Raw genomic sequence first — 24619 nt, forward strand, 5'->3', positions numbered from 1 at the left:
TCGGTCACTAGTTACTGATTAATATCCTGTTGGATTTAAAGTTTCCTGTTGGATTTCAGAAATTGGTGTTTTGGAATCGGTGGATGGGGATGTTGAAGTCACAGGTGCAGGAGTTAAAAAAATCATGCGATCGGGAGTAGGTGATAGTAGTTTTTCTGGTTGTTTCTGTGCTTGTTTTGCCATGTTACTTTTTAGCACCCCGTTGGTTGTCATCAATTGTCGTTCTTGGCGTTGTAGGTTTTGTAGTTTGCGGTATGATTGGCTCCAAAGTTCCTGTGAGTAAACTGTTAATCCATAAACCGCAAGCATTACAATGACAAATAAAAATGCTGCTATAGATGAATAACGATGTACTGCGTACAGGCGTAACAACCAAAAAGGGACAGCCTGAGCGGATGGCATAACAGGAATATTTCTTACTTTTGGTTTATTTACCTCTGCCCTAGGAAAGGAAGTTTTTTGGGGACTGAAAGGGTTAATTGCTGTACGCTGCACTGGCGGCAAAGGATTTTGTGATGGGTGTCTTCTCTGTTTGGAAGACTCTGGTGGAGAAAAGGCAGACTCTGGAGTTGGGTTCGCTCTCAATTGCTTGGCGCGAAGGGCAACCTCTTGATGTGTGGAAAGTTTTCTTTGGTTTCTATTTGGGCGCTTTCTAGCACTTTTAACTGCAGATTGAGATAAGCTGCCCGTCGTAGAAACACCTAATTTTCGAGCGATAGACATAATTGGTTTGGATAAGAAATACTATAAGGCTATGCGATCGATTGCTGAGTGTTAAGTGTTAACAGTCAATGAATCAAGTAACACCCTACACTGAATCAACAGAATTCCGATAGGTAGCTGCACTAATCTTTGCATTCTCTCTAAAAACCGCTTCTGTGAAAGAAACGAGTTTTTTTGGCAATTTTTCGTAAAAATTTGATACCCTAATCATTGAGGCATCGCATTGCCTTAGTATGACAACCCCTGCCTCCACAGGCAAGAGTGTGCAAGAAATATATTTTTTGGTATCATGACTCGATTGGGAAGTTCATCTCCTATATTTTCTTGCCTTCTGCCTATCTCTATAGGAAGAATCGAACCCTTTTCTTTCAATGTGTATTCCAAAGTCACTTAAAAAAAATCAACAAATAGGGTATCGTATTCAACAGGCTAAATTCGTTCTTGCCGCAATTGGTGAAAGAGGAGTTATGAAAGTAAAAATCCTTAGTATTACCTTGATGTTAAGTCTCGCAGCAGTTCTCGGTGCGTGTGAAGGTGGTGGTAGCGGTGGTGGTGGTGGCACCGGTAGCGAAACATCTTCCCCTGCAGCTACTTCTACACCGGCTGCTGAACCTACCGATACTGGTGCAGCGACTCCTGCACCTACAGCTACGGGTAGCCCAACTGCTACTCCTAGCCCCTAAGTCGTTATCTCAAAACACCCAATTTATCAATTGAGATTGTTGCAGCGCTTCTCACGAAAATTAAGTAAGTCAACATTTTCAAATAACAACCAGGTGAATGGCTGTGTTTTGAGCAGGCATAAGACATTCGCTATCATTGTTGGCTAAATTTTCACGAGCCCGTGTGGTGCGTGCCATACCAGAGCGATCGATCTGGTACTACACTTTAACCTTACCAGGTTTATAAAGAAACCCGGCTTCACTTAGAAACCGGGTTTCTTAGTAGTTTCCGTGCTGTAAATCTTGGGTAAATATACACATTAAGATTGCCTGTAAGTTCATACTCTCTCAAATGGTTCTTGATTGTGAAGCGAATTACATTTATCGTTTTAAGCGTTAGCACTACCATTATGGTAGGGTTAATTAGCCATTGGGGGCAGTTGGTTATGGCATTACCACCCAAACAAGACGTACCGGAAGAAATTTTGCGGATGGAAATTATTACAGCTGCGCGATCGCCCCTCGATGGTAGTCTTGTCAGTGCTGCGGAGTATGCACAGTTACAGGAACGTCTTTCAGTAAGCCCCCCTCCAAAACTTGACCCCAAGATAAGAGAACAAGTTTTTTTATTACGGATACGTAAATTTTTACTTCAGATTTTCCCTTTTTTAGACATATAGTGAATCGGTGTTGGGCACAAAGTATACAGCATGGGTAATTGAGTCTTCCTTTCTCTGCCTTCCTTGTCCCTCGTGTCGCCCTTGTCTACCTTGTTCCCCTTACCACCATTGTCCCTAACTTCCAATCTGCGATCCCCAGCCCTCAATTCCCAGTTTCTTACTCAAGTACGATGATTACATCTACAAAATTTGCAAATAAATGTAAAGAATAGTAATAGAAGTTTTAAAAAGTCAGTTTACTTAGCCAATTTACTAAACGTAGGTAGCTCCATGTCTATAACCACAATAGCCCCGGAACAAGTTAACCGAATAGTTTGGAATCAGCATCACGACCCGTTTGAAGTACTAGGTGCTCATCTCATAGAAGAAAATGGCAAAAACAATCGTTGGGCTGTGCGAGCTTACCTACCCAATGCCAGTGCAGTGACCGTCATCCTTCCAGAAGAACGGAAGGAGTACCCAATGGAAACCGTTCACGATCCCCACTTCTTTGAATGCACCATAGAAACAAAAGAACTTGTTAACTACCAGTTTCGCGTTAAAGAAGGAGAACACGAGCGAGTCATCTACGATCCTTACGCTTTCCATTCTCCCAAGTTAACAGAGTTTGATTTGCACCTGTTTGGGGAAGGCAATCACCACCGAATTTACGAAAAACTGGGAGCACACCCAACTGAGGTCAATGGTGTCGCAGGTGTTTACTTTGCTGTTTGGGCTCCCAACGCTCGAAACGTATCAGTTATTGGAGATTTTAACAGTTGGGATGGTCGCAAACACCAAATGCGTAAAGGGCATACCGGTATTTGGGAACTATTTGTTCCTGGGTTAGGGGTAGGAGAACACTACAAATATGAAATTAAAAACATAGAAGGTCACATTTACGAAAAATCCGATCCCTACGGTTTTCAGCAAGAACCACGCCCCAAAACCGCATCCATTGTCTCAGATTTAGACGCTTACAGTTGGGGCGATGAAGACTGGCTGGAAAACCGCCGTCATAGCGATCCCCTAACTCAACCGATTTCTGTCTACGAAATGCATTTAGGGTCTTGGTTGCACGCCTCTAGTGGAGAACCCGCCAAACTCCCAAACGGGGAAACCGAGCCTGTCGTTACTGTATCAGAACTCAATCCCGGCGCACGCTTTTTAACATACCGAGAACTAGCAGAGCGGCTCATTCCCTACGTGAAAGAGTTGGGATACACCCACATTGAAATACTACCCGTTGCCGAACACCCATTTGATGGGTCTTGGGGCTATCAAGTAACCGGATATTACGCTCCCACCTCCCGTTATGGCAAACCAGAAGACTTTATGTATTTTGTTGACCAATGCCACAAAAACGGTATTGGCGTTATTGTCGATTGGGTTCCCGGTCATTTCCCCAAAGACGGTCATGGCTTGGCATTTTTTGATGGCACTCACCTTTACGAACACGCCGATCCTCGAAAAGGCGAACACAAAGAATGGGGAACATTGGTGTTCAACTACTCGCGCAACGAAGTCCGTAATTTCTTAGTTGCAAATGCCTTGTTCTGGTTTGATAAGTACCATATTGATGGCATTCGCGTTGATGCTGTTGCCTCTATGCTCTACCTCGATTACTGCCGTAAAGATGGAGAATGGGTTACCAACCAGTACGGTGGTAGAGAAAACCTAGAAGCAGCTGAGTTCTTGCGTCAAGTCAATCACATCATCTTTAGCTATTTCCCAGGAATTGTCTCAATTGCTGAAGAATCTACTGCATGGCCTATGGTATCTTGGCCAACATACACTGGAGGATTGGGCTTTAACTTAAAATGGAATATGGGTTGGATGCACGATATGCTGGACTACTTCAGCATGGACCCTTGGTTCCGCCAGTTCCATCAAAACAACATCACCTTCAGTATGTGGTATCACCACAGTGAAAACTATATGTTGGCGCTGTCTCACGATGAGGTGGTACACGGTAAGAGCAATATCATTGGTAAAATGCCTGGGGATAGATGGCAAAAATTTGCCAACGTAAGGTGTTTGTTCGCCTATATGTTTACTCACCCCGGTAAGAAAACCATGTTTATGAGCATGGAGTTTGGACAGTGGAGTGAGTGGAATGTCTGGAGTGACTTAGAATGGCGCTTATTCCAGCATGAACCGCACCAACAACTCAAAGAGTTTTTTAAAGACCTCAACCATCTCTATCGTTCTGAACCAGCTTTATACACTCAAGATTTTGCAAAAGAAGGGTTTGAATGGATTGACTGTAGCGACAACCGTCACAGTGTAGTTTCCTTTATCCGTAGAGATAAAGACTCCGATAATTTTGTTGTTACGGTTTGTAACTTTACACCTCAACCTCACTCTCATTACCGTATTGGTGTTCCAGAAATAGGTTTCTACACTGAGTTATTCAACAGCGATGCTCGTCAATACGGTGGTAGCAATATGGGTAATTTAGGTGGTAAGTGGACGGATAATTGGTCATTCCACAACCGCCCGTATTCCTTGGATTTGTGTTTGCCACCTTTGGGAGTCTTGGTTCTTAAGTTAGATAAAGAGAAGACAGCAGAAGCGTTGGCTAATTCGTAGAATTCTTGTAGTGCGGGCAGAAAAGCCCGCCATTGCTGTTCTCTTCTCCATTCCACAAGATAAATAGTTAATTAATTATCTTGGAAACTGATAACAAAAATGCTGGGCGCAAAAAAACTTGTTTTTTGCGTCCAGCATTTCTCTGTTAGAAAAGCTGGTTTCTCTCAGGTCTATAGCTATAGATAAAGATAAGTTCAGTTGCTATTGAAAGAGCAGATAACAAATCTTTTTGTTGTTATGTACTCTTTAAATAGGAGCAGATAAATGTCAGATAAGAGAGTCACAAGTAAAATCTCCTAACAGCCGTGAAAATGTTTAACTTTTCATTACTGAGTTTTACAGACTGCATGACTTTTTCACTTCTTTCTTTAGATAGATAAGCAAATATACTTAATATTCTCTTTACATTTTCTCCTTTAGCTGAACCCATGATAAGCCTCTTGTTACAAGCGGAAGTCTGTGGAATAATTACGAGCGCGATCGTTCCGATTGATGCATAGTAATCTTTATCGTGCTTACGTTTGGAGTCAAAAACGGTACAATAGTACTGAAAAAAATGAATTGACTTAAAAAAATTGTTTTTTTTACAAAATTTAATTTACTTAGGAGATCGAAACAGTGAGTAATTTGAAATCATATTATGATTCTAAAGGCATTATAACCCCTACCGATCTACAGCCAAGAGAAATTGAGTTATATGAAAGTCTTTCGGAAGAGAATTCAATCTTATCTAAAGCCAATGAAGCATTAAATCAACAATTTGAATCGACGAAACAAGAGCTAGTTGAAAAAGAGAAGAAGCTAAAGTCACGCACAATAAAAGATTACGGCATTGTCATAGCGTCAGGCATGCTAGGCTTAGGTGTTTTATTTGGAACAATGTTCGTACAAGAAAGTCAAAGAAATCAAGAATTGCTTCGACAAATAGATACTTTAAAAGCAAGTGAAGTTATTCAAGAAAATAACCAATTAAAAAATAAAATAGAAACACTAGAAAATCAAGTAGAAGCCTTAAATCAACAAAAAAGAGATGAAGATTTAAAATTTTACTTAATAGTTTTAGGCAGTGGTTGTATAGGAATATTAATGGGGATTTCTGGTACGTTTTTATTGATATATTTGAAAAAATAATTCAAAATTAATTTTAAGCGGCTGTAGAGACTTTTTATCATCTCGTTCCCAAGCTCTGCTTCATCGTGACTGGAAATATAATCTGGGACCATTCAAATTTGACCGTGTACAATATATGTCTCAATTGTGCAATCAGAGCTAATAAAGTGATGAAGCGAATAGTTATAGCAACGCTTTTCAGCCATGACCGGGGAACTTCTTTGGGTTTTAGTCCATGTAAGTGGGCAACATTTATGTAGCTACAGACTCCCAGTCTGTAGGGCTTTTGATAAATTGGTAAAGGTATTGCCCTACAGACAAAATTTCATGCAGACTGAAATAAAAGAATTTCTAGGTGTAACCCTAAGTGTCATTATTGACCGTCCACTTGGTACCAGACATCCTCAATATCAGTATATTTACCCCATCAACTATGGCTACATTCCCGGTACACGTTCCCCAGATGGTCAAGAAATCGATGCCTACATTTTGGGAGTATTCGAGCCTTTAAGCCAGTTTGAAGGTGAATGTATTGCCATTATTCATCGCATCAATGATGAGGATGATAAGCTGATTGTTGTACCCCAAGGGAAAAACTATAGTAACGAGCAAATTCTAGCTTTGACAGAGTTTCAAGAGCGTTTTTTTGTATCGATTATTATACGAATGTACAAGCTCACGTTGAAGTCATACGGCGTACCGAACAAAAATTTCAAGTGCTTCCCAAACGCCCTTGTAGTGGAAAGAACATTTGGGTGGTTTAATCAGTACCATCGTCGAGCGCAAAGATTATGAGCGTCTTCCCGAAATGAGCGAAGCAGCCATATATGCTGTTATGACTAGAATTACGCTACGTCGTCTTGTCTCCTTTAGATTTACTTTATAAATAGTCTCTTATTGATGGGTGGGGGAATCTAAATATGAAATCCTGTCTCCCTTGATTCCACCAGCTAAAGAGGGAGGGTATCCACGCACAACAGATATGCGTGAAATATGCAATGCTACAGGCAAAACCTTTTGTTTTTCGTGCAGAGGCTAGAAGCATTCGCGCCTTTCATCGAATGAGTGTCTGCAATCTTCATTGCTGCATCAAAGTCTCGTAGTAGTACAGTTGCTTGGGGAGGTGGGCTTTAGCCCTACCTACAGTATCTAATTTTTAACTCTTAAAATTTTTTCCAAAAAAATATCAGTTGATCGATAAAAATACTGTAGTATTTAGAAAAATGAACTAACAACGCTGTTCAAACAAGATTGTTGACACAATAATTCCTGAATGAGCAGCTTGATAAAGTTCAGATTTAAGGTGATACGATTCGTTTCGTTCTTCTCGAAAGCTATCTAAACACTCCCATATTTAAAATGAGGATGACACATGCTTAAGGTAATCGCGTGTGCCGGGATACTCCTTGTGATTGGAGATTTCCTTTCAACTTTCTGCTATCACATACCGGAACATATTTTTGGTTGGCTTCATTTGCAAACTCACCACTCCTACAAAAAGCACTTTCGTCATTACGCGATTCTGACGCTCAATCCCCTAGTTCTGTTGGATGGTATATTGGGCGCATTGCCGTATTTCCTAATAGCAGTTGTTTTGTGGTACTTTTCCCCGATTGGTGTTGTATGCGGATTGCTAGTTGGTCAATTTCATGTATGGTGGAGGCATACAAGTATCTTGAATTGGCAAACGCCAAAATCATTGGAGCTTGTTTGTCAAATTCTTTTCATTACAACTCCAGAAAGACATTGGCAACACCATCATAAAACTCACGAAGCTTACGGTGATATCTTTACATTCTTTGAACAACCAGCTAAGAGTTGGTTACGCTTGTTACGCTTGTTAAGAATTCGCTTTCCCCAATTACGATCGCAAAACCTGTTAAAGAATTTGGGATAGAAACTTGCGAGTGCGATCGTGCTGGGGGTTTTGAAAAAATGCATCTGGAGTTGCTTCCTCAACAACTAAACCACCATCCATTAAAACCACTCGGTCAGCAACTTCACGTGCAAAACCCACTTCATGGGTAACAACAACCATAGTCATACCATCAGCAGCAAGAGTTTTGATAACGTCCAAAACTTCTCGCACCATCTCTGGATCTAATGCTGAAGTAGGCTCATCAAAAAGCATAATCTTGGGTTGCATGGCTAGAGATCTAGCAATCGCAACCCTTTGTTGCTGTCCTCCAGATAATTGCCCTGGATACTTTTGTGCTTGTTCCAAAATCCCCACTCGTTCTAATAACTGCATAGCGACTTCTTCAGCTTTAACCTTTGACCATTTCCGTACCCATATTGGTGCCAAAGTAATATTTTGCAAGACTGTTAGGTGAGGAAACAAATTGAATTGTTGAAACACCATGCCTACTTCTTGACGAATTGCTTCAATATTTCGCAAATCATTTGTGAGAGCAATACCATCAATTTCAATTCGTCCCTGCTGGTATTCTTCTAAAGCATTAAAGGTACGAATAAAAGTTGACTTACCTGAACCCGAAGGTCCCATCAGTACAACAACCTCTCCCCGATTTACTGTTAGGCTGACGCCTCGTAAAACGTGGAACTTTCCATACCACTTTTGAACATCTTCGGCAATAATAATTTCTTGGTTTGTCATTTGTTATTGTTCCTTATCTCCCTTGTCTCCCTTATCCCCCTTGTCTCCCTTATCCCCCTTGTCCCCTTACCGATGTTCCAAGCGCCGGGAAGCTAAGGACATGGAATAACAAAAAATCCAGTAGATAACTCCAATAAACAAATAAACTTCTGCATAGCGATCGAGGAACTGGGGTTGAGCGAGAATAGAACGAGCAATCCCTGTTAATTCTAATAATCCAACAATTGCTAACAGGGAAGTATCTTTAAATAAACCAATGAATTGTCCAACAAGGGCTGGAATAACAGCACGCAGTGCTTGAGGGAGAACTATCAGTAACATAGTTAATGGAGTATTTAACCCTAACGATCTCGCTGCTTCAAATTGTCCGCGTGGAATTGATTGAAGCCCACCCCGTACATTTTCTGCTAGATAAGCAGCACTAAACAAGGTTAAGCCAGCCATTCCGCGCAGCACTCTATCTAAACGAATTTCTGGAGGTAGAAATAAGGGTATCATCACTTGAGCTAGGAACAAAATTCCAATCAGTGGTAATCCTCGAATAAGTTCAATATATAGAATGCTAAACCAACGCACGAAAAATAGCTGACTTTGACGCCCTAACGCTAATAATATCCCTAAGGGAAAAGATATAACTATGCTGACAGCTGCCGTAAGTAAAGTCAGCAGCAAACCATTCCACAAACCGCTTTCTACAGGCTGCAGTCCCAAACCGCCCCCAATTAAGCACAGAATTATTGGGAAAGACACAGCCCACCCAAGAGGTAACCACGTATTAAACCTGCTAGGAAACCGTTTTGCGATCGCTCCCCAAGATACACCAGCCAGACCGAGAATAATCACCAACGCCAGCCAAAGTCGCCAATAGAGTTCTTGAGGAAAACGACCAACAAAAAATAGAGAGAAATTAGCTTGTATAACCGCCCATTTTGCTTGAGTGAATACCCACCTCAAGATACTTTTGATTATCCATACAAGAAACCACAGGCAAACAACAGTTAGAATACTGTTGTACCAGTTGTTGAACAAATTCTTTCGCAGCCATTGCCAGATTGTTGGATTTTGGTTTTTTAAAAGGCTCATCGCTCCTTCAATTGCACCTTACGGTTAAAGAAATTCATTATCAGGGAAATAATGAGGCTCATTGTGAGATAAGTTACCATGATTAAAAGCATAACTTCCACTGCTCTACCTGTTTGGTTAAAAGTTGTAGAAGCAACAAAGTAAATATCCGCGTAGCCAATTGCGATCGCCAAACTAGAGTTTTTGGCTATATTTAAGTACTGACTTGTCAGTGGTGGTATAATCAGCCGCAAAGCTTGAGGAAAAATTACCAACCGCATAACCAAGCTCGGTTTTAAACCCAACGATCTTGCTGCTTCCCATTGTCCTTTTGGTACCGAGAGAATTCCGGCTCTGACAATTTCTGCTATAAACGCAGCAGAATAAAGTGTTAATCCCAAAATCAAAGCGGATAATTCTGGAGAAAAATGTATTCCAAAAGGTAGTGCGATCCCTTGGTTGCTGATGTTTAGCAAACCAAACAAAGAAATTTGAGTTTCAGTTTTTGGCAAGCTGAGAAAAACAGCAAAATACCAGAAGAACAATTGTAAAAGTAGGGGAGTGTTGCGTAAAATTTCTACATAGACAAGAGCTAGCTTTCGTACCAACCAATTATCTGATAGCCTTCCTACCCCTACGGTTATACCTACAATTGTTGCTGCAATAATACCAATAATGACAACTCGTAAAGAATTTAGCAATCCAACCAGTAGAGCACGACTGTAGGAGTCAGAAGGCTGGTAAGAAATTGGAGTTTCACCAATATCAAAAGAAGCTTGTGACTGTAAGAAATCAAACCCTAATTGAATGCCCAACCTTTGTAAGTTGTAAGTCAAATTGTGCCAAAGTATTGCAACTACAATGGCAATTGTGAATACGGCTACTAACTGACCGGCAATGGGCCAAAATCGTTTATCGCGCCAAAATGGAGTCATGGTGATTGCTAATAGCTAATGGCTAATGGCTAATGGCTAATGGTTAATGGCTAATGGCTGATTGCTAATTGCTAATTGTTTATTCTTGTTGTACTAATAGCTATTCACTATTTAGCTACTGGCCCTCCCTTGTATCTTAGGAGCGTCTCCGCTCCGCGATGCCAAGCTATGCCGCACGGCTATACACTAGTCTCCGGGGCGCAGGAAACCCGCTTACTGTCTCTGAATTCACAATTAGCCATTAGCCATTAGCTATTAGCCATTAGCTATTAGCTAAATAATTAACGAAATGGAGGTGCATAGAGAATACCGCCTTGGTTCCAAAGTTTGTTTGGACCTCTATCTAATTTTAATTCAGAATTCTTGCCTAAATTACGCTCGTAAACTTCTCCATAGTTACCTACATGCTTAACAATACGTGTCACAAAATCATTTGTTAAACCAGCCCCTTTACCAAGATCGCCTTCTGTACCTAGCAAACGCTTTACTTCTGGGTTGGTGCTAGTCGCTAGTTGGCTAACATTTTGAGAATTAACTCCTAACTCCTCCGCATTAATTAAAGCAAATACAGTCCATTTCACAACATCAGACCACTTGGAATCCCCATTCACAACAGCCGGTGCTAAGGGTTCTTTAGACATAACGATATCTAAAACAACGTGGTCGTTTGGGTTTTTCATAATAGCGCGGCGAGAAACCAACCCAGAACGATCCGCAGTCACAGCTTCGCAACGACCTTGCTCATAAGCAGCAAAGGCTGTGTTAACGTCTTCAAAGACAAGAGGCTTATAGTTAACGCCTCTCTGACGCATTTGATCGGATAGGTTCTGTTCGTTGGTCGTTCCTGTTTGAGTGCAGATAGATTTTCCTTTGAGTTCTTCTAGTTTTTTAACGTTACTACTTTTTTTCACCATGATTCCTTGACCGTCGTAAAAAACAACGGGTGCGAATTCCAACCCAACAGAGGTATCTCGGCTAATTGTCCATGTTGTGTTGCGGCTGAGGATATCTACTTCACCAGTTTGTAAAGCGGTAAAGCGTTCTTTGGTGTTTAAGTTGCGGAACTCTACTTTTTTTGGATCGTCAAAAAGTGCGGCGGCGATCGCACGACATACATCTACATCTATTCCAGCATATTCGCCATTAGGTTTGACATAACTAAAACCCGGTAATCCTCCACTAACACCACATATCAACTTTCCACGATTTTTAATTGTCTCTAATCGGCTTGCACTATTTCCTCCTGATGCTCCAGCACAGGCATTAAGTGATAGAACTAGGGGTAAGGTAGCTAATAGTAATAACCGCCAATTACGCATTCTCATTTTCCTTATCTATACAAATGCAGAACTTAAAATCTATGGTTTTTGTAATCCTTCAACTGCTACCCGATTGAATATTAGAAGACCGATCGGTTGGACGAGCAATTTCATACAAATCTCGAGTATGACTGTACCAGTTTCCCGACAAACGTCCAATTGCGTGTAGTTTAGACACATCTATTGTGTTTTGCGGAGTTAGTAGATCGTCACGAATGTGCCACAGGAGTGCTTCAGCAATAATTAAACCAGACTGACTGCCTTCGTTTCCAACGTATACCACTTGCTTGAGCTGACACTCTATATTAATGGGTGACTCAGCGACTCGGGGCGGACGCACCTTTACTGAGGGAATTGGTGTGAGCCCCGCCTCTTTGAACTCATCTACCTCTGGTGGAAATTCCGCACTGGAAATGTTCATTTGTTGCTCTACTTCTTCAACAACGACATTAATCACCAATTCCCCAGACGACTCTGCATTGACCAATGTGTCCTTTTTTCCCACACCACGTCGGTGACCGCAAGAAATAGCCAAAGTTGGTGGATTGGCTGTTACGCCCATGAAGAAACTGAAAGGCGCAAGGTTGTATGTACCATCTCTAGCAACAGTAGAAACCCACGCGATCGGTCGGGGAACAACTGAGCCAATAAGTAATTGATAACCTGTTCTTGGATCGATTTGAGATGGGTCTATAATCATTGACGTTTTCCTTTAAGCAGTTATAAATTCACGAGAAATAGAGCATTTCTACAGAAAATTATCGGTTTTGATGACCAAAAGAAGAAGCAAGAATAACTTATAATCTTACGTTAATATATAGCGTGCTAAATTCTTGACTTCTTAAAGAACTTAGGAATTCGAGCAAGTATAGCAATCCTATTTGAGATCCGAACAAGGGGGACAAGGGAGACAAGGGAGAGGTGATTGTAACTCCTACACGGACTGCTATATATTGGCATACAAGATAGTAATCCCATAAGTTTAGAGTCTTTTAAGAACAAGAAATCGCTATGCTCAGTTTTGCCAATTCTTCTTAAGCAGCAACAGCCAATTCCAGAAGCGATCGCTTGGATTACCGATTGCAAAGTTAGGTAGGCTGAGCTACAAACACCGCGCAAGTCAAGCAAAAATCTCGCGCTCGGTTAATGGAAGAGAAGTTTTAAAGAAGCTATCAGTGTGGACATTAGGGGTAATTAGCCTTTGCCTGAGATTGACAGAAGTTTTCAAAATCCAGAGCCCACTGTTCTCTTGTGGTATGAGAGTTCCCACCAATAGTGATGAGAGGGTGAGCGAGAACATCACCTACCAGATATAGTTTATCGATCTGAAATTGCTGTAATGTCAATTAATTATTTAATCAAACATGATATCAAGCATCTCTTGATTTTTCTAGTAATATGTGCGATATCTTAACAAATTTATAATACGATAATTTTATCGATTTATCGTACAATTACTAAAAACGATAAAACTTTGTTTTTTCCTGATTGCTAATAGTCACATTAGCCCTCCCTTGTATCACAGTAGCGGAGACGCTACGCAATGCGAAGCTATGCCCGCAAGGGCTATACGCCAGTCCCTAGGGCGCGGGAAACTCGCCTGCAGCGCTAGACTCACCAGTCCCCTGGGCGCGAGAAACCCTTTTCCAGCACTAGACTCACCAGTCTTCCATTAGCTATTAGCTATTAGCAATTAGCCATTAGCATTCCATAAATCTTATGTCAGAACCTCGCTATGGTATTTGGGCACCTGTGGGTGGTAATTTTGGACCACTTAATAGCCCTGATGAACCAATCAACGCCAGTTACGATCGCACTCGTTCCCTTGTCCTTGAAGCGGAACGCCTCGGATTTGCCACAACCTTAGTAGCTCAGCATATTGCCAATCCTCGAAGCTTGGATTTAGATCAGCTTGAAACTTGGACAGCCGCCGCAGCTTTAGCTGACGCGACTGACAAAATAGAAATTATTGCTGCAATCAAGCCTTTGCTTTTCCATCCCGCCGTTTTAGCAAAGATGGCATTAGGTATAGATGCTATCAGTCACGGACGTTTTGCCATAAATTTGGTCAGTGCTTGGTATCGTCCGGAAATGGAACGTACAAACATTCCTTTTCCACCCCATGATGAACGCTATCGTTATTCAACCGAGTGGCTGCGAGTTGTTAAGTTGTTGTGGAGTGGAGAAAGAGTTAACTTTCAGGGCGAGTACTTTAAAATTCAAGATTTGAGCCTCCGACCTGCTCCGATTGCCAAACCTCATCCCCGTGTTTATCTTGGAGGAGCATCGGATGCAGCACAGATATTAGCTGCTCAAGAAGCAGACACGTATTTTATCAACGGTCAACCCATTGAAGATGTTCGCAAGTTCATTAAAGGAGTTCTAAGGCGATCGCGAAACTTACCAAAGCCATTACGTTTTGGTTTATCAGGGTTTGTGATTGCTCGACCAACTGAGGAAGAAGCAAAAGCTGAGTTTGACAGATTAATGGCGCTTCAAAAGCAGGAAGAACATTACCGACTGAACCTAACCAAAGGAATTGACCCCGAAGCAGTTATGTTCCAAATTTTTGCGAAAAATCCTGCTGTTGGGGGTAATGGTGGAACCGCTGCAGGGCTTGTTGGCAGTTATGACACAGTTGCAGAGAGAATTTCAGCTTTTGTTGAGATAGGTATCGAGACTTTCATGCTGCAATTCCACCCTTTTTCAAGGGAGATGAACCGATTTGCGGAGGAAATTATGCCGCGAGTCAAACATTTGCAGCTTGTAGCGTGAAAAAAGTGTGTGGTTATAAGCATAAAGATGTATCTAACTTTGGTGGCTGCTGCGGTGTACGTACAAGTCTTCTAAAGTGCATTAAAAGCGGTTTCGATCCCCCCTAACCCCCCTTAAAAAAGGGAGGAACTTAATTCCAATTCTCCCTTTTCACGATGTTTCATCTCTTTTCTAGAGATCTGTACATTACCGTAGCCGATGAATTGGGGGGAATAAAATCTTAAAGTCCCCCTTTTTAAGGGGGATTTAGGGGGATCTGTGAAACTTTGAGCCATCACCAAAAACTGTTCGGGTATCTTCTAATCAGCAAGTCACCGAAAATTAGCGGAACCATATGCCAATACCACTAAAACCTTTACCAATGCCAAGTGATAAATGACAGTTTTTAGTACTCTCAACTCACAGCAACGTCAAAACCTTTTATTACTCTTTATAGTAGGTATCTTATTTTGGGCTAGTCACAGTTCTTTAATAGCTACTTTGCCTCTTTACATTAGGGATATAGGAGGTACACCACAACAAGTCGGTTTTGTAATGGGAACGTTTGCTCTCGGGCTAATTTTGAGCCGTCCGTGGTTGGGAAATTTAGCAGACCGACGCAGTCGCAAGATAGTTGTGCTGATGGGTTTAGCGATCGCAGCCCTATCACCTCTAGGCTATTTTATTAACTCAATTCTGCTATTGCTCCCAATCAGAGCATTCCATGGAATTAGTCTTGCTTGTTATGCTCCTGGGAATAATACTCTCATTGTGGATTGGTCACCCGTGCATCAACGAGGTCAGGTCATTGGTTATATGAGTTTGAGCAATCCAATTGGTATGAGTATTGGACCTGTTATTGGTAGTTTTCTTCAAGAACAAGTAGGTTATACTCCCTTATTTCTCTTTTCCGTTGGACTGGGGTTACTGGGTTTTCTATTTGCTAGCCGAATCAAAGAACCTTCAATTCTTTATCAAAAAGAGAAACAAAATACAGATTTTACATCTCCTCATATTTCAATTGATAACCCAAAAAATCAGTTTTGGAAATTACTAGATAGTCCTCGTATCCGAATTCCCACTTTTGTATTGCTACTAATAGGTTTAATTCATGGAGCAGTCACAACATTTATCCCTTTATACCTTAAAGAAACTGAATTCAACTTAAGTGTTGGATGGTTTTATGCAGCCACAGCTGTATCCAGTTTCGGACTGCGCTGGTTCACAGGCTATGGTTCCGATCGCTACGGTCGGGGATTATTTATTACAGTCAGTTTAGTTTGTTACATTTTAGGAACAGTGTTACTTTCTCAAGCACAAAATACTCTCACCTTTTTACTAGCAGGTTTTTTTGAAGGTGCTGGTGGTGGAACATTAATTCCCTTGATGCTAGCTCTCATTTCTGACCGTTCGCATCCTCAAGAAAGAGGACGGGTGTTTTCTCTATGTGTAGGTGGTTTTGATGTAGGGCTTGCCATTGCTGGACCTGTCTTTGGTGCGTTTGCCCGACACTTAGGGTATCAAGGTATTTTTTTACTGACCCTTGGTTTTTCTTTGCTCGCTCTCACAATCTTCACAACCCTCAATGGAGAGTCTTTACACCATTCTCTGCGATTTGCTGCGGGTTTGGCACCAGATAGCTATGCTCTTGACAAAAAGTATATCAACTAACGTCTTGCAGCAAAAAAAGTTGACTTGATAAAATCCCTCACAGACAAGGTATCACACGCATGAAAACTATCTTTGCAAGGACAATCTCGATCGCAACGACAACGGCTTTTGTTTCAATAGCTTCCTGGGTAGCAACAATACCTGTTATGGCAGCATCATTCATTCCGTTTTCGTTTAAAACTAATGTCACCGCTAGTCCAATTAATGACCCTACAAGTAATTTGTTAAACGACCCTACACGAGATATCCGGTTGGACTCGGTGGTATTTAATGGAAATACGATTAGCAATTTTGAACTTGTTAACCAAGCTAAGATTCTGCAAAACGATACCTATAACCATATCAATAATGTTAATTCCCATCTATAGCAATCTTATTTGAGTCCGAATAAGGGAGACAAGGAAGAAGTGTTTGTAACTCCTACACGAACTGCTATAATGTAATGCTGCTCTTGTATAAGACTCCGACTGATACAGAAATTCTGCGATCGCTTGCTTAGTTTAGAAGAATGAGTGTAAAAATAGACACTAAAGCTTTTCTGAATACACTTGCTGCTCAAGGATAAAAATGAAAAACAGCGAATTCATTGTCAGACCATATCAGGAGCAGGATGAGGAACAAGTTATCGAGTTGTGGCATGAGTGTTGTTTAGTAGTTCCCTGGAATGACCCGAAACGGGACATTTGGCTCAAGTTACAAGTACAGCCAGAGTTGTTCCTTGTTGGTTTGATTGGTTCTCAAATTGTTGCTACCGTTATGGCGGGATATGAGGGTCATCGTGGTTGGCTCAACTACTTAGCTGTAGCACCAAAGTATCAACGACAAGGTATTGGTCGGTATATGGTAGAACAAGCAACTTCAAAACTTTTAGAGTTAAATTGTCCTAAAATCAACTTATCAATACGTACTTCTAATACAGGCGTTATTGAGTTTTATAAGCGGCTTGGTTTCAAAATAGATGATGTGGTGAGTATGGGCAAGCGACTCTAAATTTTTTATGAATATTTGATTGAGAGAGAAGATGAAGTTATCAGTGCAGTTGCAGCTCATCTGCCAGAATTTTATCCATTTTTGATATGGAGTTATCCAGTTCTCCAACTAGTCTAAACTCCAGCTATTGCTAGATTACTATTAATTTGCAGAATTAGTTGCACCTTTGAAATACACTTTCGTGGTGTCGGGGGGGCAATCTATTATGCCATTTATATAATCAGGTCGATAATTTAGAGGTGCATATCCTGGAGCGGGACCTTTACAGATAATACTCAGCATTTTCATTTGTTTATTCATAGCCGTAGGAACAACAAAGACAGCGCCAACATAGGAGCTAAGTGTTATACCCCAATTACCACCACATGCTTCCTGCCTTGCGTAGCTGTAAATACCATAAGTAGATATTTTCAAAGGAATTTCAGTAGTACTCTTCGTATAATACCCATAACATTTTTCAGTTCTAGAAAATAAAAAATTGGATTGAGATTTTGCAGATTTATCAGTAATTTTTTAAAAAAAATTGTGTTTTAAGAAGTAGGCTTCTTGAGTTTTAATCATAAATAGAATAGACTTTTCTGCTACTTTTTCATGCTGTAATTCCTCACCGGGAGAATATAAATCAACACATCTAATAAAAAGAAAGGCTAGTGGTATAATCAATAATAATTTCAGAGAATTTTTCAAAAAAATCTTGCTACAATAACGATTTATTTTGAATTTTTTCGAGCGTTGGAGGCGAGTAAATTCTTCTAAAATTATACGATGTTTGTATAAATACCTTTAGAAATTTATAGTGTTTTTCGAGCAGCTCGCGATATAAATCTATTTTTAGATGTAGTACATATTTTCCATTTGCTGTCTGGTGGCGTGCCGATCGCAAAGTTCTTGTAGGGTGTACTTTTGCAAGACTTCGTGCGCTGCTTGATTCGCTTCGAGCCAAACTTCTTGAATGGCTTCTGCTTCTGCTGTCTCGCAGGTAGAATCCACAGTAGGCAAAGCCGCGTCTACTCCTTCAATGCACTTCAAAATATCTAAAACTGTAATCTTGTTTGGATCTCGTGCCAAAACATAACCTCCCTTGGCTCCCCGCGTGCTTTTAATCAAACCTCCAGATCTTAAGGTTGCTAGCAGTTGCTCTAGATAACGATTTGGTATCTTTTGTAACGCTGCTATTTCTCGAATATGCAAAGATTCATTATTATGGTATTTCTTAGCTAATGCGACCATAGCTAAGATTGCGTATTCAGATTTGTTAGAGAGTTTCATCGTACATAGCCTGAGAATGGCTGGTCAATTTTACTTTAATCAACTCTACTGATAAGAGCAAATATTTATTTCTATTATTTCGACAAATAAAATTTATTAGTTCTTTAGCCGGAGGCGGGTACAAATTGCCTGTAACTGTATCGGTTGCCTTAAGCTTAAGCCATGTAGAGATTTTAGCCACCTGTTAATTAAAGAAATACCTTCTGTAGTAACGCTACGTTTTCCTCCATAGCTTTTACCTAAAGAACTACCTGCTTGCTTTTCAACTTTGATTGTGATAAATTCCTACCTATCCATTAAAGTACAATATATCTACAGATTTACCGTACTTAGTAAGGTGTCAGTTTAGCGACAGCAGGGCAATTCTTAACTAAATAGTCTAAGACTATTTAGTTAAGAATTGTTCATCTTTCTCTATCCCGCTTTTAGAAGACAAGTTAAAAGCGGATTTAGTATTTGTTGGTATGGGTTTGTACGAGATCTTCAAGCATTTTATCCTTCAGACTTTATCCCTCATACTTTTTTTGGCAAACAGGGGTCATTATGGCGCACTTAATTACTAGCGATCGAGAAGCAATTGAAATTGCAAAGCAAATGGTATGGGAATTAGTCCGAGGTTCTGTAGACCGAGATCGCAAGCTACCTTGTACAGAACTAGAAAGCTTTTGGAAAGCGGGCTTTTTAAACTGGAAAAACCTAATTTAGTCCAAAAATCAGTATCACCTGTTGAATATGTGTCAATTGGACCATGAAGAAAAGATATAACAGCTTTAATTCATTAGGATTTAACCGTCGCTTTTTTCTCATTACATCTGGATCGTTTGCTTTTTCCACACTATTTTCCAGCTGTCAAACACAAAATCAACCTCAAAAAATTCAGTTAAAAGCCGAAAGCAAAAATTTACAAAAAATACGAATCGGTTGGTTGAAAGGTTCTCCTTTACACATTCTAAAGTCCCAAAAGAAATTGGAAAAGCGTTTTGAGTCTGTGGGAACTTCTATTAGTTGGATTGAATTTCCAACCATACCAGTTCTCCTAGAAGCAATGAACGCTAAAACTCTCGATTACGCTCAAGGAGTGGATGCTTCATTGGTCTTTGGTCAATCTTCCAACGTACCATTTGTCTATATTTCAGCAACTCCAGCACGACCTAAAAGCTTAGCATATGTTGTCCGTGAAGATTCTTCAATTAAAAGTTTAGCAGACCTCAAAGGCAAAAAAGTTGGTTATGGTCGGGGTTGGAATCTTCATTATTTACTAGTAAAAGCCTTACAATCTAAGGGGTTGAGTATTCAGGATATTAATTCTGTTTCTATTACAACAGCAGCAGAAGGACTCGCGGCGTTTGAGTCGAGAAGTGTTGATGCACTTGCCATTTGGGACCCCTTTTATGCTAGATTGCAACGCTCATCAAAAATACGTGTTTTAACAGATGGTGAAGGACTGACATCTAATAGGGGTTTTACGATCGCTTCACCAGAATTTGCTCGAGAACGTCCCGATTTAATTAAGGCGATTCTGGAGGAATTGCAAGTAATAAGCGATTGGGCAAATAAAAACCCCAGTCAAGTGGCACAATTCTTGTCTTCGCAACTAGGAATTGAAGTTGAGTCTCTAGAAGTGATGTTGCGACGGCAAACTTTTGGTGTTTTACCTGTTGATGAAAAAATTATTGCCGAACAACAAGGAGTTGCGGATACATTTTTCAGTTTGGGTCTTATTTCAAAGCAGATTCAGGTAAAAAATGTAGTTGCAAGAAATCCTCAATGGTTACCTAAAGAATTCGCAAATCGTAATTCGTAGGTAAGACTAAAGCTCCAACATCCATAATGTTAGCGAGCCTAGCCTACCATACAATCCATCGCAAAAAGCTGAAAGATTAACAGAGAATTATTTTATGGAAATTGGTCTATTTCACCAAATGTGGGCATCTCCTGAAATTGACGACAAAGAATTTTTTGCCCAAACGGTTGAAGATGTACAACTAGCTGATACTCTCGGTTTTGAATCCTGTTCTTTTGGAGAACACCATTTTGTAAGGGCTAAAGCTTTTTACGGTCGGCTACCGGTTCCAGAGGTGTTAATTGCAAAATTAGCTGCGGAAACAACACGAATTAAACTGGGAACTGCTATCAAAATTCTCACTTTAGATAATCCTCTGCGTTTTGCAGAAGCTGTTTCTTTATTGGATTTGTTAACAGAGGGAAGAGTGATGTTTGGGCTGGGACACGGTAGCCCCGCCGATATGGAACATATGGGATTAACTCAGGCTGAAAAGCATCAACAATTCCGCAATATACTTCTTGAATTACTTGATTATCTTTCTTTGAACCGTCAAGGTCCCCAGATTACGCCTCAACCCCGTCAAGGAATGCATCAATTATTTTGGTTGGGAGTTCGCGATCGCAACACAATTGTTCTCGGTGCTCAACTCGGTCTCAATCTGCTGATTGGACAGGGAGAAGATGCAACGGCTCAAAATACTTACACCGATCTTTATCGAGAAGCGGGTGGTAAAGGATTTGTGCGCGGATTTCGACTGGTGTATGTTGGCGAAACGGACGCTGAAGCACGGAAAACCGTTGATGAAGCAGCTCGAATGTTTTTCAGTGTCAGGGAAAAACTCCCTCAATATCTTAATGCACAACGTCAGGGACGCATTCCTTATGAACCTCCCAAAGATTTACCGGATTTGCTGGGGCGAATCGAATACATTGTTGGTTCTCCCACAACGGTTGCAGAACAGCTCGAACGTTACATTTCACAAACCAAGATTGACTACTTGGGGGTTAAAATGCATGTACCGGGATTACTTAACGAAGATGTCCGAAGGTCAATGAGGCTATTTGCTCAAGAAGTTGCTCCCAAAGTGCAGCTGGCAAAGAAACTAGAGGTTATTTCGGTATGAGAACACGAGGATTGGGGGAAAAATAATTAATGATTTATCTTCCCGATCCTTCTCGTTACCCTTTCCTCTTTTGCATGTGAGAGCAATATAGTTTGCATAATATTACGTATATAAACTATTCACAAGCGTAAATTTAGGTATTGTGGGGGCTGAAAATTGGCAGAGTCACAATTGAAATCTCAACCTACAGCAGCCTCTCAGAAATGGTGGGTAATGCTTGGTGTCAGTATCGGGGTGTTAATGTCTACTCTGGATGTAGGTATTATTAACGTGGCTTTGCCGACCTTGGTTCAATTCTTTGACACAACTTTTCCCAAAGCTCAATGGGCTGTATTGAGTTACCAGTTAATCAGCTCTAGTTTGGTTTTGGGTGCAACTCGTTTGGGTGATATATGGGGTAAGAAGTATCTCTACTTGGGAGGGCTAATCCTCTTTACCCTGAGTTCGCTGTTATGTGGGATGGCTCCGGGAATTGAATGGCTCATTGGGTTTCGAGCACTTCAAGGGCTGGGTTCGTTGTTTATTTCCGGGCTTGGTCTGGCGATCGTAACAGAAGTTTTCCCTTCATCAGAACGGGGACGTGCTGTTGGTATTATCGGTAGTGTTGTATCGCTGGGCGTCGCTCTCGGTCCTTCTGTAGGAGGGCTGCTCTTGGGTCTGGCTGAATGGCACATCCTCTTCTTGATCAATGTACCTTTGGGGTTAATAGCTTGTGTCCTCGTCGCTTTCGTTGTACCGCCGTCTGAACTGTCCGAGAAAAAACAACGTTTCGATCCGTTTGGTGCTTTGTTAGCTTTGGTAACCTTAACTAATTTTGCCCTAGGTATGACCCTGGGACAAAGCCAGGGGTTTACGGCAGGTGGTACACTGTGGTTGTTGTTCCTCGCGGGAGTCGGTTTCATCAGTTTTTTGGTTGTTGAAACACTTCTCGATGAACCTCTGCTCGAACTCCACTTGTTTCGCAATACTCGCTTAAGTGTCAATTTGCTAAATAATTGGTTGGTATTTATTGTTATTACTGGTGGTTTGCTCATCACCCCCTTCTTTCTGCAACAAGTAAAGCAGTATCCCACTTTTAAAGTAGGGCTGTTGATGGCAGTATCACCTATCGTGAGTGGCTTAATTGCACCCCTAGCGGGGATGCTATCAGATCGCTTTGGTTCTCGGTTGATGTGCTTAGTTGGTCTGAGCATCATGATTGGTGCAACTCTTGCAATTAGCACCTTAAATACTGACATGACCGAAAGAGATTATATAATGCGTTATTTTCTCTATGGAACGGGGCTGGGTTTATTTCGATCGCCTAATGACAGCACCGTTATGGGTTCAGTTCCACGTGAAAGATTGGGGATTGCCTCTGGTTTGTTGTCTTTGTCACGTACCTTAGGAGTCAATGTAGGTATTTCTATTGTGGGAGCGGTGTTTGCAACCTTAACTGCAAATTCTGCTCCCGGTATTGACGTATCTGTTGCTCCACCTGAGGCTGTCGTTGCGGGATTTCAAGGAAGTTATCGCTTAGCTGCATTCCTACTGTGTGGCGCAGCAGTCATGACAGCCGTAGAGACACGCTATGGAAAGTCTTTACGTTAGCTAGTAGCGCATTTTTACTTCACCTAAAAGGAGTTGAATTATGACTGGTAAATTAGCAGGAAAAGTAGCAATTGTCACTGGAGCCTCAGCAGGAATTGGTGAAGCCACTGCTATTGCTTTAGCAAATGAAGGCGCACAAGTTGCGATCGCAGCAAGGCGTAGCGAACGGTTAAAAGCGGTAGCAGAACGGATTGAAAGTAATGGCGGTCAAGCTTTATCGATCGTTGCTGATGTGGCGGATGAAACACAGGCAAAAGATATAGTAGATAAAACAAATGCAGAACTTGGTCGAATAGATATTTTAGTCAACAATGCAGGTATTGCACTGGTAGGGGAGATTAATGGCGCAAATACCGCAGACTGGCGGCGGATGTTTGATATTAATGTCTTAGGATTAATGTACGTGACTCATGCTGCTCTACCCATATTTAAAGCACAAGGTACGGGTCACATTGTCAATATCTCCTCCGTGGCTGGTCGGACGGTACGAGCAGGAGTTGGGGCATATAATGTGAGTAAATGGGGTGTAAATGCCTTTTCAGAAGCTTTGCGCCAAGAAGTTCACAAAGACAATATCCGCGTAACCATTGTTGAACCCGGTATGGTAAACACGGAAATTAACGATTTGATTACCGATCCCATTGCCAAACAGCGCAGCGAAGAACGACGGAGATCGATTACTCCTTTAGAAAGTGAAGATATTGCTGCAGCGATCGTGTATGCTGTGACTCAACCGCAACGAGTTAGCGTTAACGAAATTCTCATTCGACCCACCGATCAAGGATGGTAAAGCGAACTAGCCGTCACGAGTGAACTTCTTGCACAAGTTTTTAATTCCATCCCGAAACCGCACTTTTGAGCATTAGATAATTTTTGGCTTATGCAAGAAGTCAAATATAGCAGTTCTAAATGAAATATAAGAATAAGACTGCTAATGGCTAATGGCTAATAGCTAATGGTCAAAAAGCTATTAGCCATTAGCTATTAGCTATTAGCAATCCAAATTTTTTACAAATGATTTAGGATTGCTATATATAACTGGAAAAAAATAGAATTTTAGAAGCATGGATGCTGTGATTTTTGATATGGATGGTACCTTGTTGGATACCGAGCCACTGATGGATGTTTTTTTGATAAAGTCTTGTCGTTCTCTTGGTTTTGATTTAACACAAAGTATCTTAGAACAGTTTAGAGGTTGTACTAGTCAGGCATTCTGGGCTTATCTTGTCCGGGAATTTAACTTAACTCAGCCAGTAGAGGAGTATGTCTTCCAAGAAAAGTACGCTTTTTCAGAAGAACTGAAAAATAATCCAACTCTTGCTCTTATTGAAGGAGTTGAAGCTTTGATTGAGGAACTTTTAAAATTTGAAGTTCCGTTAGCGATCGCATCTTCAGCTTCTAGATTACGTATTGATACAATTGTAGAACGATTCAGAATGGAAACCAAATTTCGTGTAAAAATTTCTGGTGAAGATGTTGAGCGAGGCAAACCGGAACCCGATATTTTTTTATTAACAGCTGAAAAACTCAACGTCGATCCAAGTCGTTGTATTGTTATTGAAGATTCTGAAAATGGTGTAAAAGCTGCTAAAAAAGCTGGGATGAAATGTGTGGCATTTTCAGGTTTAGAGCATAACAAGCAAAATTTATCAAGCGCTGATTTAATTGTGACGGCTTATTCAAATTTAAACTTTCAAGTATTACAAAGCTTGTTTGAAATGGAAGAAAAATACTAAATTTTAATGTTCATACATAGG

At 40.9% G+C, this 24619-nt stretch carries 22 protein-coding genes and 3 pseudogenes; 18 read left to right on the top strand and 7 right to left on the bottom strand.

Going from position 1 to position 24619, the window contains the following annotated elements:
* Nucleotides 1–18: 18 nt before the first annotated feature.
* Nucleotides 19–723: a hypothetical protein gene (locus AB0756_RS06200; protein ID WP_038088278.1), complete on the bottom strand. Its 705-nt coding sequence runs from the start codon at nucleotides 721–723 to the stop codon at nucleotides 19–21.
* A gap of 467 nt (nucleotides 724–1190) precedes the next feature.
* Here AB0756_RS06200 and AB0756_RS06205 point away from each other — a divergent pair, with 467 nt between their 5' ends.
* The 8 genes and pseudogenes from AB0756_RS06205 (at nucleotide 1191) to AB0756_RS06240 (ending at nucleotide 7643) form a co-directional block, all read left to right on the top strand.
* On the top strand, nucleotides 1191–1406 hold the full coding sequence (locus AB0756_RS06205) for a hypothetical protein (protein WP_038088488.1): 216 nt from the start codon (nucleotides 1191–1193) through the stop codon (nucleotides 1404–1406).
* 389 nt (nucleotides 1407–1795) lie between these two features.
* The gene (locus tag AB0756_RS06210; RefSeq protein ID WP_050046336.1) at nucleotides 1796–2065 is read left to right on the top strand and encodes a hypothetical protein; all 270 of its coding nucleotides are present in this window, start codon (nucleotides 1796–1798) and stop codon (nucleotides 2063–2065) included.
* 270 nt (nucleotides 2066–2335) lie between these two features.
* Nucleotides 2336–4636: a 1,4-alpha-glucan branching enzyme gene (gene glgB, locus AB0756_RS06215; protein ID WP_202048594.1), complete on the top strand. Its 2301-nt coding sequence runs from the start codon at nucleotides 2336–2338 to the stop codon at nucleotides 4634–4636.
* Between the two features lie 618 nt (nucleotides 4637–5254).
* Nucleotides 5255–5767 carry a hypothetical protein gene (locus tag AB0756_RS06220; RefSeq protein ID WP_050046337.1) on the top strand — a complete coding sequence of 171 codons (513 nt, stop codon included), beginning with the start codon at nucleotides 5255–5257 and terminating at the stop codon, nucleotides 5765–5767.
* Between the two features lie 306 nt (nucleotides 5768–6073).
* Nucleotides 6074–6379, top strand: a pseudogene (locus AB0756_RS06225) (inorganic diphosphatase); the annotation flags it as partial.
* 35 nt (nucleotides 6380–6414) lie between these two features.
* Nucleotides 6415–6632 (top strand): annotated as a pseudogene (locus AB0756_RS06230) (transposase); the annotation flags it as partial.
* Between the two features lie 18 nt (nucleotides 6633–6650).
* Nucleotides 6651–6749: pseudogene (locus tag AB0756_RS06235) on the top strand (IS5/IS1182 family transposase); the annotation flags it as partial.
* Nucleotides 6750–7118: 369 nt separating this feature from the next.
* The gene (locus AB0756_RS06240) at nucleotides 7119–7643 is read left to right on the top strand and encodes a glycosyltransferase family protein (RefSeq protein ID WP_038088287.1); all 525 of its coding nucleotides are present in this window, start codon (nucleotides 7119–7121) and stop codon (nucleotides 7641–7643) included.
* Here AB0756_RS06240 and AB0756_RS06245 read toward each other — a convergent pair.
* From AB0756_RS06245 to AB0756_RS06265, 5 genes are all read right to left on the bottom strand, one after another.
* Nucleotides 7626–8363, bottom strand: coding sequence for an amino acid ABC transporter ATP-binding protein (locus AB0756_RS06245; RefSeq protein WP_038088290.1), 738 nt, complete (start codon nucleotides 8361–8363; stop codon nucleotides 7626–7628). The genes AB0756_RS06240 and AB0756_RS06245 overlap by 18 nt on opposite strands.
* Nucleotides 8364–8429: 66 nt before the next feature.
* Nucleotides 8430–9446, bottom strand: coding sequence for an amino acid ABC transporter permease (locus tag AB0756_RS06250; protein ID WP_038088293.1), 1017 nt, complete (start codon nucleotides 9444–9446; stop codon nucleotides 8430–8432).
* A complete protein-coding gene (locus AB0756_RS06255) occupies nucleotides 9443–10360 on the bottom strand; it encodes an amino acid ABC transporter permease (protein ID WP_038088296.1) in 918 nt (305 codons plus the stop codon). The genes AB0756_RS06250 and AB0756_RS06255 overlap by 4 nt, the downstream gene beginning before the upstream one ends.
* A 281-nt stretch (nucleotides 10361–10641) precedes the next feature.
* Nucleotides 10642–11679 carry an amino acid ABC transporter substrate-binding protein gene (locus AB0756_RS06260; RefSeq protein ID WP_408019780.1) on the bottom strand — a complete coding sequence of 346 codons (1038 nt, stop codon included), beginning with the start codon at nucleotides 11677–11679 and terminating at the stop codon, nucleotides 10642–10644.
* Between the two features lie 58 nt (nucleotides 11680–11737).
* Nucleotides 11738–12379 carry a flavin reductase family protein gene (locus tag AB0756_RS06265; RefSeq protein WP_038088302.1) on the bottom strand — a complete coding sequence of 214 codons (642 nt, stop codon included), beginning with the start codon at nucleotides 12377–12379 and terminating at the stop codon, nucleotides 11738–11740.
* Between the two features lie 1019 nt (nucleotides 12380–13398).
* On the opposite strand from AB0756_RS06265, the gene AB0756_RS06270 reads away from it, so the two are divergent.
* The 4 genes from AB0756_RS06270 (at nucleotide 13399) to AB0756_RS06285 (ending at nucleotide 17094) form a co-directional block, all read left to right on the top strand.
* Nucleotides 13399–14454, top strand: a complete 1056-nt coding sequence (locus AB0756_RS06270; protein WP_038088304.1) for an LLM class flavin-dependent oxidoreductase — start codon at nucleotides 13399–13401, stop codon at nucleotides 14452–14454.
* Between the two features lie 375 nt (nucleotides 14455–14829).
* Nucleotides 14830–16104 carry an MFS transporter gene (locus AB0756_RS06275; protein ID WP_038088308.1) on the top strand — a complete coding sequence of 425 codons (1275 nt, stop codon included), beginning with the start codon at nucleotides 14830–14832 and terminating at the stop codon, nucleotides 16102–16104.
* A gap of 59 nt (nucleotides 16105–16163) precedes the next feature.
* Nucleotides 16164–16472, top strand: coding sequence for a hypothetical protein (locus tag AB0756_RS06280; RefSeq protein WP_137986465.1), 309 nt, complete (start codon nucleotides 16164–16166; stop codon nucleotides 16470–16472).
* Nucleotides 16473–16671: 199 nt separating this feature from the next.
* Nucleotides 16672–17094: a GNAT family acetyltransferase gene (locus AB0756_RS06285; RefSeq protein ID WP_038088313.1), complete on the top strand. Its 423-nt coding sequence runs from the start codon at nucleotides 16672–16674 to the stop codon at nucleotides 17092–17094.
* Between the two features lie 831 nt (nucleotides 17095–17925).
* Here AB0756_RS06285 and AB0756_RS06290 read toward each other — a convergent pair.
* Nucleotides 17926–18363: an RrF2 family transcriptional regulator gene (locus AB0756_RS06290; protein WP_038088316.1), complete on the bottom strand. Its 438-nt coding sequence runs from the start codon at nucleotides 18361–18363 to the stop codon at nucleotides 17926–17928.
* 543 nt (nucleotides 18364–18906) lie between these two features.
* Here AB0756_RS06290 and AB0756_RS06295 point away from each other — a divergent pair.
* The 6 genes from AB0756_RS06295 to AB0756_RS06320 all read left to right on the top strand — a co-directional run bounded on the left by AB0756_RS06295 (nucleotide 18907) and on the right by AB0756_RS06320 (nucleotide 24598).
* Nucleotides 18907–19068 (top strand): hypothetical protein, encoded by a 162-nt coding sequence (locus AB0756_RS06295; RefSeq protein ID WP_153021523.1) that lies wholly within the window; start codon nucleotides 18907–18909, stop codon nucleotides 19066–19068.
* Between the two features lie 43 nt (nucleotides 19069–19111).
* Nucleotides 19112–20167 carry an aliphatic sulfonate ABC transporter substrate-binding protein gene (locus AB0756_RS06300; RefSeq protein ID WP_050046338.1) on the top strand — a complete coding sequence of 352 codons (1056 nt, stop codon included), beginning with the start codon at nucleotides 19112–19114 and terminating at the stop codon, nucleotides 20165–20167.
* A 94-nt stretch (nucleotides 20168–20261) separates the two neighbouring features.
* Entirely contained in the window at nucleotides 20262–21272 is a 1011-nt protein-coding gene (locus AB0756_RS06305) for an LLM class flavin-dependent oxidoreductase (RefSeq protein WP_038088319.1), read from the top strand.
* 156 nt (nucleotides 21273–21428) lie between these two features.
* Nucleotides 21429–22862: a DHA2 family efflux MFS transporter permease subunit gene (locus tag AB0756_RS06310; protein WP_038088323.1), complete on the top strand. Its 1434-nt coding sequence runs from the start codon at nucleotides 21429–21431 to the stop codon at nucleotides 22860–22862.
* Between the two features lie 40 nt (nucleotides 22863–22902).
* Entirely contained in the window at nucleotides 22903–23652 is a 750-nt protein-coding gene (locus AB0756_RS06315; RefSeq protein WP_038088326.1) for an SDR family NAD(P)-dependent oxidoreductase, read from the top strand.
* Nucleotides 23653–23926: 274 nt separating this feature from the next.
* The gene (locus tag AB0756_RS06320; protein ID WP_038088329.1) at nucleotides 23927–24598 is read left to right on the top strand and encodes an HAD family hydrolase; all 672 of its coding nucleotides are present in this window, start codon (nucleotides 23927–23929) and stop codon (nucleotides 24596–24598) included.
* The last annotated feature ends 21 nt before the right edge of the window (nucleotides 24599–24619 follow it).

This window comes from Tolypothrix campylonemoides VB511288_2, from assembly GCF_045999855.1.
GTDB classification, from domain to species: Bacteria; Cyanobacteriota; Cyanobacteriia; order Cyanobacteriales; family Nostocaceae; genus Scytonema; species Scytonema bouteillei_A.